The sequence below is a fragment of the Luteibacter sp. TLI7-4A genome, from assembly GCF_056754745.1.
Map to the genome: position 1 here is coordinate 4,136,147 of NZ_JBPGWO010000001.1, position 12,319 is coordinate 4,148,465.

Here is a 12,319-nt window from a genome sequence, read left to right on the forward strand (position 1 = left end):
TTAGCGGGCGCCCACTTTGAGCACCTGGCCGAGGCGGACGTTGTTGTCCTTCAGGCCGTTCATGGCGCGCAGCTTGTTCACGTCGATCGCGTTCTTCTTGGCGATGGAATAGAGCGTGTCGCCCGGCGCCACCTTGTAGGTGCGCGCGGTGGCCGGTTTCTTCTCTTCCGCGGCCTTGGCCATCGGCTTGGCGGCCTTCGCGGCCGGCTTGGCTTCGGCGACCTTCGGCGTGGTGATGGCCGTGGATTTCTCCGAGGCATCCGCCGGCGCGGCGGCGACGGGCTTCGCCACCGGCTTGCCCTTCACGGTGACCGCGTCGGCCAGCACCTTGGCGAACTTGCCACCCACCTTGGCGTTGTCCGACACGGTGAAGGCATCCGAACGCACGCCCGCGAAGCCCATGTGCGCCGTGGTGCTGACGCTGGCGACCACCTTGGCGAACTGCGAGGGCTCGGCCGTGGTGGCGACCGATGCCTTGGTCTCCTTCGCGGCCTTGGCGCCCTTGCCGGCGATCTGTGCCTTGGCCAGCGCGGTTTCCTTCGCGGCGACGGCGGCAGGCGCGGCGGCGACGGCGGTCGGCGTAGTCATCGCCTGGCCCACGTTGGCACGCGTGCCGACGGTGGAAGCGATGGCGGCACGGCGCGCGGCATCCTTCGAGGCGAGGGCCATGCCGTCGGCGTACGGGATGAGGCTGTGCGAGCGCAACAGCGAACTACCCTGGCTGGAGGTGAGGAAGGCGATGAACTCCTTCACCTCGGCGGCCTTCGGGCCGGACTCGTTGCTGACCAGGTAGAGCTCGGTGTACAGCGGATAGGTGCCGCTGCCGACCGTCGACATCGAGGGGGCGACGCCGTCGATGGAGAGGATCTTCACCTTCTTGTTCGACGATGCGCCGGCGAGCGTGGTGGCGCCGAGGCCTTGCTTGTCGAGGGTGACGCCCTCTTCGAGCTTGGCCACGTTCACGTAGAGGCGCGGCGCGGCCACCGGCTGGTTGCCGCGGCCGAAAAGCAGCTTGCGCAGGCTGTATTCCACGCCGTCGCCCGGGCTGGCCACCGCGTAGAGGTTGATCGGGGCGTCGTTGCCGCCGAGCTCCTTCCAGTTGGTGATGTGCCCCATGTAGATCTCATGGAGCTGCTTGAGCGTGATGTTGCTGACCGGGTTGGACGGGTAGGTGACCATCACCAGCGCATCCCATGCGACCGGGGTGAAGGTGAGCGACTGCTCGGCGCCGCCGACACCCGGGCGGGCGGAACCGGCGAGGTCGGCGGAGCCCTTGACCACCGCGTCGATGCCGGAGGCGGTGTTGAAGGGCTGCAGTTCGATCTTGCCCTTGCCGGCCTTTTCCCACGCCTTGGCGACGTCGGTGACCACGCCTCGGGCCGTGGTGATGTCTCCGCGCCAGACCAGTTGCGGTCCCGCGGCAAGAACGGTGGCGGAGGCGCTAAGGCCGATCAGCGTGGCGGTGAACAGTCGCGCGAAACGAAGAGACATGGACGGCAAGAACCTCGGGATGGGACGGGGTAGGCAAACAAGGCCGCAATTGTGGGCCATCGGGGGCCCGCGCGCACCATTGACGTCGTTCAGCATCCTGCCGCTGGTAAACGGAACGTAGGCTGTAGGGCGGATCGCTGCGCAGGCGGGTCTCCGCGATCGCCGCTGAAGCGGCTCCCACCATCGCCGACAGGGTCGGCTCCCACCAGGCAGCCGCAACCCGGTGGCAGGCTACCGCAACCCGGTGGGAGCCGACCCTGTCGGCGATAGGTTCCCCAGAGTCGCCGCTGCCATTGTGGGAGCCGCTTCAGCGGCGATGCCCTCACAACACCACGTAATACACCGCATCGTCCCGCACGACAGTCAGCAACAACTGCCGCCCACCCAGCGACCCCGTGGTCGGCAGGCTCTTCACCCCCGCCACCCGCCGCTGCGCGATCCCGATCACGATATCCCCGTCCTGCAGCCCCGCCGAAGCCGCCGCCGACCCGCGCCGCACGCTGCTCAACGCCACCCCATACAAGCCCTGCGCTTTCTGCTCCGGTGTGAGATCGCTCAGCGTGACCCCCGCCAGACGCGCATCTACCTCCGCGCCGTCCAGTGTGGCGAGCTTCACCGCCGCGATGGTCGCCTGCACATCCTGCGTGGCGCCGTCTCGCTTCACCGTGAGCTTCACTTTCGCGCCCAGGGGCAGCAGGCCCTCCGCGTTGCGCACATCCTGCGCCGCGCGCACCGGCTTGCCATCGACCGCCGTCAGCACGTCGCCGACCTGCACGCCCGCGCCCTCGGCCGGCGAGCCGTCGTTGATCCGGGTGACCACCGCGCCATTGGTGTCCTTCAGGTTCAGCGCCTGGGCGATGCGCGGCGTGATGTCCTGCACCTCGATGCCGAGGTTGCCGCGGCGCACCTTGCCGTAGGCCAGCAACTGCTTCATCACGCCGGTGGCGAGGTCGGTGGGGATGGCGAAGCCGATGCCCACGTTGCCGCCCGAGGGCGTGAAGATCATCGAGTTGATGCCGACCAGCTCGCCACGCAGGTTCACCAGTGCGCCGCCGGAATTACCAGGATTGATCGAGGCATCGGTCTGGATGAAGTTCTGGAAACCCTTGCCCAGGCCCGAACGGCCCAGCGCCGAGACCATGCCCGAAGTGGCTGTCTGCCCGAGCCCGAACGGATCGCCCACGGCCACGACGAAATCGCCCACGCGCAGTTGCGAGGAATCGGCGATCGGCAGGGCCTGCAAGCGGTCGGCGGGAATCTGCAGCACCGCCACGTCGGTGTCCGGATCGCTGCCGAGCAGTTTCGCCTTGAAGTCGCGGCCGTCCTGCAGGGTCACCGTGATGTCGTCCGCGCCGCCCACGACATGGTTGTTGGTCAGCACGTAGCCCTTGGCCGCATCGATGACCACGCCCGAGCCCAGGCTCTGCTCCACGCGCTCGCGCTGGAACCCCTGGTTGCCGAACAACTGGCGAAACAGCGGATCGTCGAAGTAGGGATCGCGTGCGCGCACGTGTGTCTTCGTCGAGATGTTCACCACCGCGGGCGTAACCTTGGCCAGCATCGGTGCCAACGAAGGGATCGGCTGGCCATCGACGGATGGCGGCAGGGAAGCGAACGCGGGCGAGGCCAGGCTCAAGGCCAGGGCGGCGCCTAGGGTGAACAAAGTGGTTCGCCGGTAACTGCTGGCAGGCATTGAAAAGCTCCTTGTCTGGTGTGCTCCGGGCACGTTCTCGGGGGCATTCGACCACAACCGCGCCCCCGGGTTTCAATCCTTGAGATTGCCTTCGCCGACACTTTACATCGACACCCTCCGGGTTTAAGGTTCACTCCGGCCGCAACCACAACATCTTGTGTTCCGAAGTTCGCTATCTACCAAGTGCTGGTGCTGCGGATCGTCAGGTACAAGCGTCAAACCATCGTCGGCAAAGGCTTTTCGGAGCCGGCGAGGGTACAAGGATGGTCGGTGAGACCTCCGGGGGAGGGGCACCGGCAGGTTGCGCCATCGCATACCTATAAGAAGGCCTACAAGGGCCGAGACTCGAGGACGACATACATGAGCACTGCACGTGCGCAAGCCATGGGGCTTGAGACCGCGGCGATTCCGCTTCAGCCCGCCTCGTACGACATCTGGGACAAGAAGTACCGCCTGAAGGCCAAGTCGGGCGAGCCCGTCGACGGCTCGGTGGACGAGACCTACAAGCGCGTCGCGCGCGCCCTGTCGGACGTGGAAGCCACCGACGAACTGCGCCACCACTGGTACGAGCGATTCCTCTGGGCCCTGCGCCGCGGTGCGATCCCCGCTGGCCGCATCACGTCCAACGCCGGTGCGCTGGAGCACAAGCCCGCCACCTCGACGATCAACTGCACCGTGTCGGGCACCATCCTCGATTCGATGGACGACATCCTGGAGAAGGTGCACGAGGCGGGCCTCACGCTGAAGGCCGGCTGCGGCATCGGCTATGAATTCTCGACGCTGCGTCCGCGCGGCGCCTACGTGTCCGGCGCCGGTGCCCACACCTCGGGCCCGCTGTCGTTCATGGATATCTACGACAAGATGTGCTTCACCGTCTCGTCCGCCGGCGGCCGCCGCGGCGCGCAGATGGGTACCTTCGACATCGCCCACCCGGACGCCAAGGAGTTCATCCGCGCCAAGCGCGAGGATGGCCGCCTGCGCCAGTTCAACCTGTCGCTGCTGATCACCGACGGCTTCATGGACGCGGTGGAGAACGACCAGGACTGGCCCACGGTCTTCCCGGTGCACGTGAAGGAACAGCACGAGATCGACCTGACCGATCCGGCCAAGGTCATCTGGCGCGAGTGGCCCACCAAGGAAAACTACGTCACCCGTGACGACGGCCTGGTGGCCTGCAAGATCTACGGCCACATCCGTGCGCGGCATCTGTGGGACATGATCATGGTCTCGACGTACGACTACGCCGAGCCGGGTTTCATCCTCATCGACCGCGTCAACGAGATGAACAACAACTGGTGGTGCGAGCACATCCGGGCCACCAACCCCTGCGGCGAGCAGCCCCTGCCGCCGTACGGCTCGTGCCTGCTGGGCTCGGTGAACCTCACCACCTTCGTGCGCGACCCATTCGGCCCGAAGGCCCGCTTCGACTGGGACGAGTACCGCGAAGTGGTGCGCGTGTTCACCCGCATGCTCGACAACGTGGTGGAGATCAACGGCCTGCCGTTGCCGCAGCAGCGCGAGGAGATCATGTCCAAGCGCCGCCACGGCATGGGCTTCCTCGGCCTGGGTTCCACCCTCACCATGCTGAAGATGCGCTACGGCGCGTCCGATGCCGTGGCCTTCACGGAAGAAGTCTCCCGCGAGATGGCCGTGGCCGGCTGGGAAGTGGCGCTGGACCTGGCCAAGGAAAAGGGCCCGGCGCCCGTCCTGGCCCGCGACTACGAAGTCACCGGCGACATGCTGCGCAAGCGCCCGGAGATGGTGAAGGACGGCTGGAAGGTCGGCCAGACCATCAAGGGCAGCGTGCTGCACGCGAAGTACTCGCGCTACATGCAGCGCGTGGCCGAGGTGGCCCCGAACCTGGTCGAGGCCCTGGCCGAGACCGGCGCACGCTTCACCCACCACTCGTCCATCGCCCCCACCGGCACCATTTCGCTGAGCCTGGCCAACAATGCCTCCAACGGCATCGAGCCCAGCTTCGCGCACCATTACTCGCGCAACGTGATCCGCGAGGGCAAGAAGTCCAAGGAGAAGGTCGAGGTCTTCAGCTACGAGCTGCTGGCTTACCGTGCCTTCATCAACGGCGACGCCCTGCCGTTCTCCGAAGACCCGAAGACCCGCCTGCCGGATTACTTCGTCTCGGCCGACGACATCAGCCCGAAGGAGCACGTGGACATCCAGGCGGCCTCGCAGAAGTGGATCGACTCCTCCATTTCCAAGACCGCCAACGTCCCCACGGACTACCCGTACGAAGACTTCAAGGACATCTATTTCTACGCGTACAAGCAGGGTCTGAAGGGCTGCACCACCTTCCGGTTCAACCCCGCCGCGTTCCAGGGTGTGCTGGTCAAGGAAACCGACCTTGAGAACACCCTCTATCGCTTCGAATTGGAAGACGGTAGCGTTGTCGAACTGAAAGGCAACGACGAGGTCGAGTACGACGGTGAAATGCACACCGCCGCGAACCTCTTCGATGCCTTGAAGGAAGGCTATTACGGCAAGTTCTGACCCCGCGGAGAGGGAATACGTATGTCGAGTGAAAACCAGATCGTCGAGGGTGAACTGCCCTCGATCGACGCCATCGATACCGACAGCACGCCGGCAGCGGAGACGGAAGTCGCCGCTCCCGTGACGCCAGCTGCACCGGTCGTCGCCAAGAAAGTCGTCAAGCGCAAGCCGGTCGCCAAGAAGGTGATCGAGGCTCCGGCCCCGATCAGCGAGACCCCGTCCACCGACGCCACCAGCAAGCCCGCGGCCAAGGCCACGAAGGCGGTTCGCAAGGCTCCGGCGAAGAAGGCCGTGGCTGAAGAGCCGGCCGCTCCGGCCCCGGCGAAGAAGGCTGCCAAGAAGGCCACGAAGAAGGCCGCCGCCAAGAAGGCTCCGGCCAAGAAGGCTGCGCCGAAGAAGGCTTCGGCCAAGAAGGCTGCCGCGAAGAAGTCGGTCGCCAAGAAGTCGGTCGCCAAGAAGTCGGCGGCTAAGAAGGCCACGGTGAAGAAGTCGGCCGCCAAGAAGGCTTCGGCCAAGAAGGCGCCGGCGAAGAAGGTTGCTGCGAAAAAGGCGGCCAAGAAGGCACCGGTGAAGAAGGTCGCCGCGAAGAAGGCGACGAAGAAGGCTGCCAGGAAAGCCGTCAAGAAGGCGCCGGCCCGCAAGGTCGCCGCCAAGAAGGCGGGCCGCAAGGCCGCGGTGAAGAAGTCGGCCGGCCGCAAGGTCGCCGTCAAGAAGACGGCCCGCAAGGGCGTGGCGAAGAAGGTAGCCGGTCGCAAGACCGCCGGCCGCGTCGCCAAGAAGGCTACGAAGAAGACGGTCCGCAAGGCCGCCGGCAAGACGACCGCCCGCAAGGCTGTCGGTAAGAAAGCCGCCTCCAAGGCGGTAAAGAGGTCCACTGCCAGCAAGACCGGCCGGACGTCGGCGCGCAAGAGCGCCGGCCGTGGCCGTCGTAAGTAAGTAGTACCCATCCGGCCCGGCGTACGCGCCGGGCCGGATATCCAAGAGAGAAAAGTCATGGCGATCAAGATCGAAAAGAAGATCAAGGGCTACAACGTCGTTAAGCCCGAGGACAAGGCCAACCCGGCCCCCGCCCCGTCGCCGGTGAAAGAAGCCGCGCCGGTGGCCGAAGTCATCCAGATGCACGAAAGCCTGGAGCGACCGGAGACCCTCGTCGGCAATACGTACAAGATCAAGTCGCCGCTCTTCGAGCACGCGCTGTACGTGACGATCAACGACATCGTCCTGAACGCCGGTACCCAGCACGAGCAGCGCCGTCCCTTCGAGCTCTTCATCAACTCGAAGAACATGGACCACTTCCAGTGGATCGTGGCGCTCACCCGAATCCTGTCCGCCGTCTTCCGCAAGGGTGGCGACGTGACCTTCATCGTCGAAGAGCTCAAGGCCGTCTTCGACCCGCGCGGCGGCTACTTCAAGGCCGGCGGCATCTACATGCCCAGCATCGTGGCCGAGATCGGCGGCGTGATCGAACAGCACATGAAGTCGATCGGCCTGATCCACGACCCCGAAATGAGCGACGCCACCCGCCAGCTCATCGCGGAAAAGCGCGCCGCCTACGAAAACGCGAACGCCAAGCCCGCCGCCAAGTCCGCCGCTCCTGTGGGAGCCGGCTCCGCCGGCGAAAGCCAGTCCGCCTCAGCCTCCACCGAAGCCTCCGGCTTCCCGCCTGGCGCCACGCTGTGCGTGAAGTGCAATACGCAGGCGCTGGTGTTGATGGATGGGTGCCAGACTTGTTTGAATTGTGGGTATTCGAAGTGCGGGTGAGCTAGACGTCGTTGCTTATATTGAGTGGCGATAAGGGATGGGGGCGAAGGGATGTCAGAAATAACGGCAACGTTGTATCGCGTTTCTGTGTGTCGGTACTACGATGAAGCTTCGAATAAGTCATTTTGCCGCTTCGCCGATGTCGTGGCTGACCTTCAGCGATGGATTGGTCAGCAGGCAACAATCGGGGAAACGTGTACATACGATCCGTCCGAAGGCAGCACGTTTCTTCGTACCTTTTGTCTCGACGTTCGTAATCTTAGCGTTCTAGGGGCAGTGCTCTTGGTTACATGGAACGAGGTGTCGGGCACTGATGAGGGTATTCAGGTCGTCGCTGCAAACGCGGCGATCGGAGAGGCAGAAGTCTCAACTACTGAAATCGACGCGTTGTCGGTTCCTGGATATCCTTCATTCTTTGTGATGATCCCATCGCAAAACCTGATACTTAATTTGCGATTTAAATCACATCGACTCAATGGGTCCCAACCTTTCCAACGCTACGTCCTCGGGTTCATGCAGGAGGGCGCACGCTGGGCCGTGTGGAAGAAAAATGGCGATCTCGCAGGGTATGCGGAGGATGCCCGTCGTGTTAAGGGAAGTTATGTGCCGCAATTCCAGACAGGCTTATCGCGTCGGCAAACAAACCTGGACTGGCTTCGCGCAAATGTCGGCGATGTGCGAAAGATCGTACATCGGAAACTAATAAGGCCGGTGATCGAGGAGCATCGAGACTTTCTAGATCGCACATTTGTATTGCTGGGTCTCAAGCCAAACAAGCGGCTCAAGGCAGACATAGATTTTGAGTATGACTTTAAGATTCGTTTGAACGAAGAGAAGCTAGAGAAGATTATCTCAAAGTTCGAGACGCGGGGTGTCGATGATGCGTGGACCGACGTAGGGCTTATCATGGCGCGGGACTCTCAAAAGAAGCATTGGCTGAGTGGTGCAATTTGTAGAGAGAAGCTCGACCTGTCCGTTAAGAATGCAGCCGCAGATATGGCTGACATCGATAGCTTAGTCGAGGTGCTAAATGATCGCCTTGCGGAGATTGTTCGACGGGTGCAGTAGTCGGACCGTAAAGCGTTTTGTAGAGTGCCTGGTGGTTTTTGCGTGGCTCTTGGCTGCGCCTCCAGCTGTCGATGGCTCGAAAGTTGCAGCATTAGTTGGGGCGCTGATCGCTGTGGCCGGGGTTGTCGTGACAGTCTTCGGAATCTGGATCGCGGTGATCTATCCAGGATTTGCTAACGGCTTGAAGGGTGGTGAATCGGCGTCGTCTGTTGAGGGAAATCGCTATCGAGCGCTGTTATCGTCTCTGTATCGCTCGGGGCTCGTCTTGTGTCTCTCCACCTTATGTCTTTTCCTCTTGACCTTTTACAACGAGTACGCGCCGTTCTTTCCTTTGGCTATTTCGTCATTTTGCGCGCTTTCAGTTGTATCGATAGTGGAGTCCCTTTGGGAGGCAATCCGCTCCGGTGATTCGTCTGTGAACGATGCCATCAATAGGGATCGATTCACGGGGTCAATTCACAATCGCCGCAGGCGATAGACGCTGATGCTGTAGAGCATCAAGCGTCATCGCTGCTTTCAGTTCCGATCCGGTTACGGTCGGATCCGCGGGGCCCGGCCGGGCTGTCGGTTGATTGGATTTGCCAGTTCAATGAGCCAATTTCGCCCAGACGTCGCATTCGACAACGGGATTCGATCGTTTGCGAAGAAATGCATCCGCCTGCCGTTTGCCCTCACTAGCTACGCCAGCGCTCCGTATCGTAGATATTCGCCACCCACTGTCCTGCAGTGACGACTTGATAAGCGTTGTTGGTTCGATGGCGCGGTTGGAGATTCCACCGAACCGGATGACAAGCGTTGCGTCTGAATCCGACGCCTCACTTGCATTGATCCAGACTTTGCGCAAATCATTCGCAAATGCCTCTGGGCTTGAGTGTGCGACCTGGCTGTGGGCACTGTAATCGACGGTACTCGGTCCGCCGACGAACCAGTTGCGAAGCCACTGATCAGGGATATAAGTGCGCATTCCGTAGTACGGTGGCGACGTGATCACCCAGCGAAACCGTTGTTCAGGGGACCCTGGAGTAAGTGAGCCGCTGGCTCTGCTATCCGCAAGTCGCGCAGATCCTGCTGCAGAGAATGGCGTCGAATAATAACGTCGTGCTCTGCGTGCGAGTACATCGATGATACTGACGGCGCACGGTGCGAGAGACCGCTCGCGCCAGTAGCGAACTGAATATGCAGGCTTGGGTGCATAAGTCCGCGGACACTGATTTGAGAGGTAGCTGGCGGTAGCTTGAAGTGGTCCATGTAGCGCACCCAGCACGATTCCACGCAGAGCCACCCGCGCCTCAGAATCGCAGCGTAAGAGTAGAGCCTCTCGCAGCTTGCATAGCCCAAACAAGACATCAGGGTGATACGCCCATTCCCAAAACTCCCCCGCCGGAACTTCTTTGGGTGCGCGACCGGCGAGGATCTTCCTCGCTTCAGTAAGAATATCCTCTACTGTTGCTGTTGCGAGCTTTGATGCCGTAATCGCGTTCGCCACAGGACTTGAGTCCACACCCAGCGAGTTTAGGCCAAGTAAGCGTGCTGCAAAGTTTGTAGTGCCCCGTCCACAGAATGGATCAAGCACAACATCTCCCTGATAGGCACGGCGTCGAAGGATTTCATATGGAAAGCTGAGCGGAAACATTGTGAAGTAGGGGCAGACGCTATTCAGGGCTTTGTCAATGGTTGCCACGGGTTAGCTCCTCTTCCGGACGTAAGAGGTATTCCGAGTTGTGTGGCGATATTGCTCCCATCCCTGATTTTGGACGCCGTAACGGCTATCAAGTGCCTTCTTCACCAACTTGAAAGCCAAGTCATCTCGGCCATCTAGATGTTCTGGTAGATGTTGAAGGAAGAAAGCTTTCACTGCGCCCCAGGGGGCCCCCTCCGTTGATTCGATGCGTTGAATCAGATCTGACGCGGTGTTCAGTTCTCTAATCGCTCGCTCTTCAATGTTGGCTAAGATATCGATCGACTCGATGCCTGGCTGCTCGTCCGAAGGAGCTCCTTCTGCGTCAGTCTTGGAGGCATCACTCGCTGCCGACGGCGAGCGCATGCCGGCAAAAATTTCCCGAAGTGTAACCGCAAAAGTTTTGCCGGCTTGCAAAGCATAATCCTCGTCACGCATTGCAAAAAGCATCTCGAACGAGAGCGCGCGCAGGCTGATGGGGTAGGGCTTGCCGCCAACGGAGCTCCAGAACACACCTTGCCCGGGAATTGGTTCGTTAAGTAAGGAGCTAAGCAAGTCATCGCTAAAATGAGCGTTGGCCCTCTTCAGTGAGGTCAGGTCAGATGCCGAGAGAAGGTGAAAGATAAACCAATTATCGCCTTGGCTCAGAAGCTCGACAGGGATACTGCCAGGCTGCTGAGTGATTAATAGCGCTCCTAGATCGTACTTTCTCCCTTCCTTGACCCAAGATATATAAGGCTCCGCGGCAGTCGAGTTCTCACTGAGTACCGATTGTGCTTCCTCAACAACTGCGATCGTCGGTATCGTCCTCGGATCCGCTGCGGTGAACTCTTGCTGGTTTCTATCAAAGACTCTCCTTAGAATGAGGCCGGAAAGAACCAGCGATTGACCGCCGCGCATTTGAGATACGTCGATCACGCACAGTTTGCCTTCGGATAGCGCGTGTATCAGCATATCCATGAGTTGGCTACTTCTGTCGTGCAACATTCGCACAATTGAGGTCATGTTGCTTCTCGCCGCGAGAGCTTCGGCTTCTTGCCGCTGCGGATCGAGGTCGAGAAGCCGGCAAACATCATCCATGGGTGTGGCATTGCCATTTGCGTCGATTAGATTAACTAAAGACTCCCATCGCTCCTGCGAAAGTCCCCTGAGCTTGCGGACATTCTGTTGCTCTTGACGCTCCGGACCCAATGCGATTGAAATTACATCACCTGGCCGTAGTCGGCGAACATCGAGCTTGATCCCGCCAGCCACAAATGACTGATAGAAGGGGCTTGGGTTTCTTCTGTCGGTGAAGACTACGAGTTTGTCTTCCAGTGATGGTACGTCGCAAAGCCCAGGGCGTCCCTTGTCATCCGGCCAGAAGTACTCCCCGTCCGGATCGAAGATGACCGTCCCGACCGGTACCTTCTTGCCAGCTCGCTTCGTGACGTACGGGGTAGTTTCGTACAGCTTCGAGAAAAGCAGCTTGTTGAGATTCGACTTGCCGAAGCCGGCTCTAGCGAATATGAAGCTTCTGCGTGAAACAAGCGATTCCACAGGGAATTTGACCAGAACCTCCGGTTCAACGATCTGCATCCAATCCTGCGTCTCGAGCGACTTATTACCCGAAGCGTAAATGTACTCACCAAAAGCAAGATGGCCGATTGGCGCGCCTTCGACATTGTGCGCGGCGATTTCCCGAAGGACATCATCATTGGGAAAGGCAACCTTGCTGCCAACATGAGGGAGGCGGCGATGCGATGGAACAAAAGTTAATCCCCGGCCATTGCGACGAAGTACGCCGAGCACCCTTATGTTCACACGATATTTTAGGTACTGCTCCCGAAGATCCTCGGGGATAGGTCGATCTTCGCGTACCGCTCGAATGTTGAACTCCTCACCCGAGCCAAAGGATAATTTTCCTTCGGAGGAAAAGGACGCGATTCGTCCAAGGACTGCTTCGTCGGGTGTCTCTAGTTGTACGAGCAAGAATTGCCCGTGCATTGGTATGTTCTGAAATTCGTTGCGGTATGGAAGCACCAGATCAGCGTGGAATTCCATGCCTCCTTGCTGAAACCCTCGGAAAATTCCAACAACCTGGTCCTTGGGAAAGAGCTGAATTCCTGTCATATAGATCT

8 protein-coding genes are annotated in these 12,319 nt (G+C 60.7%); 4 read left to right on the plus strand and 4 right to left on the minus strand.

Features of this window, described 5'->3' with window-relative positions; translation table 11 throughout:
• Both ACR9Y6_RS18125 and ACR9Y6_RS18130 read right to left on the minus strand, forming a co-directional pair.
• Positions 1 to 1,491 carry a substrate-binding domain-containing protein gene (locus tag ACR9Y6_RS18125; protein ID WP_481282541.1) on the minus strand — a complete coding sequence of 497 codons (1,491 nt, stop codon included), beginning with the start codon at positions 1,489 to 1,491 and terminating at the stop codon, positions 1 to 3.
• Between the two features lie 322 nt (positions 1,492 to 1,813).
• On the minus strand, positions 1,814 to 3,184 hold the full coding sequence (locus ACR9Y6_RS18130; RefSeq protein ID WP_481282542.1) for a Do family serine endopeptidase: 1,371 nt from the start codon (positions 3,182 to 3,184) through the stop codon (positions 1,814 to 1,816).
• A 360-nt stretch (positions 3,185 to 3,544) separates the two neighbouring features.
• Here ACR9Y6_RS18130 and ACR9Y6_RS18135 point away from each other — a divergent pair, with 360 nt between their 5' ends.
• The 4 genes from ACR9Y6_RS18135 to ACR9Y6_RS18150 are packed head-to-tail and all read left to right on the plus strand — an operon-like array spanning position 3,545 to position 8,521.
• Positions 3,545 to 5,692 carry an adenosylcobalamin-dependent ribonucleoside-diphosphate reductase gene (locus tag ACR9Y6_RS18135; RefSeq protein WP_481282543.1) on the plus strand — a complete coding sequence of 716 codons (2,148 nt, stop codon included), beginning with the start codon at positions 3,545 to 3,547 and terminating at the stop codon, positions 5,690 to 5,692.
• A 21-nt stretch (positions 5,693 to 5,713) separates the two neighbouring features.
• Entirely contained in the window at positions 5,714 to 6,628 is a 915-nt protein-coding gene (locus ACR9Y6_RS18140) for a hypothetical protein (RefSeq protein ID WP_481282544.1), read from the plus strand.
• 57 nt (positions 6,629 to 6,685) lie between these two features.
• Positions 6,686 to 7,453, plus strand: a complete 768-nt coding sequence (locus ACR9Y6_RS18145; protein ID WP_481282545.1) for a TSCPD domain-containing protein — start codon at positions 6,686 to 6,688, stop codon at positions 7,451 to 7,453.
• 51 nt (positions 7,454 to 7,504) lie between these two features.
• Complete coding sequence (locus tag ACR9Y6_RS18150; protein ID WP_481282546.1) at positions 7,505 to 8,521, plus strand: hypothetical protein; 1,017 nt, start codon at positions 7,505 to 7,507, stop codon at positions 8,519 to 8,521.
• A 586-nt stretch (positions 8,522 to 9,107) separates the two neighbouring features.
• Here the strand turns inward: ACR9Y6_RS18150 and ACR9Y6_RS18155 are convergent.
• Both ACR9Y6_RS18155 and ACR9Y6_RS18160 read right to left on the minus strand, forming a co-directional pair.
• A complete protein-coding gene (locus ACR9Y6_RS18155; RefSeq protein ID WP_481282754.1) occupies positions 9,108 to 10,154 on the minus strand; it encodes a DNA methyltransferase in 1,047 nt (348 codons plus the stop codon).
• 51 nt (positions 10,155 to 10,205) lie between these two features.
• Positions 10,206 to 12,311 carry an ATP-binding protein gene (locus ACR9Y6_RS18160; RefSeq protein ID WP_481282547.1) on the minus strand — a complete coding sequence of 702 codons (2,106 nt, stop codon included), beginning with the start codon at positions 12,309 to 12,311 and terminating at the stop codon, positions 10,206 to 10,208.
• Positions 12,312 to 12,319 lie beyond the last annotated feature (8 nt).

Excerpts from the sequence above, each read along its gene's own strand:
- ACR9Y6_RS18125 (WP_481282541.1), bottom strand. The coding sequence starts at position 1,491 with ATGTCTCTTCGTTTCGCGCGACTGTTCACCGCCACGCTGATCGGCCTT.
- ACR9Y6_RS18130 (WP_481282542.1), bottom strand. The coding sequence starts at position 3,184 with ATGCCTGCCAGCAGTTACCGGCGAACCACTTTGTTCACCCTAGGCGCC.
- ACR9Y6_RS18135 (WP_481282543.1), top strand. The coding sequence starts at position 3,545 with ATGAGCACTGCACGTGCGCAAGCCATGGGGCTTGAGACCGCGGCGATT.
- ACR9Y6_RS18140 (WP_481282544.1), top strand. The coding sequence starts at position 5,714 with ATGTCGAGTGAAAACCAGATCGTCGAGGGTGAACTGCCCTCGATCGAC.
- ACR9Y6_RS18145 (WP_481282545.1), top strand. The coding sequence starts at position 6,686 with ATGGCGATCAAGATCGAAAAGAAGATCAAGGGCTACAACGTCGTTAAG.
- ACR9Y6_RS18150 (WP_481282546.1), top strand. The coding sequence starts at position 7,505 with ATGTCAGAAATAACGGCAACGTTGTATCGCGTTTCTGTGTGTCGGTAC.
- ACR9Y6_RS18155 (WP_481282754.1), bottom strand. The coding sequence starts at position 10,154 with ATGTTTCCGCTCAGCTTTCCATATGAAATCCTTCGACGCCGTGCCTAT.
- ACR9Y6_RS18160 (WP_481282547.1), bottom strand. The coding sequence starts at position 12,311 with ATGACAGGAATTCAGCTCTTTCCCAAGGACCAGGTTGTTGGAATTTTC.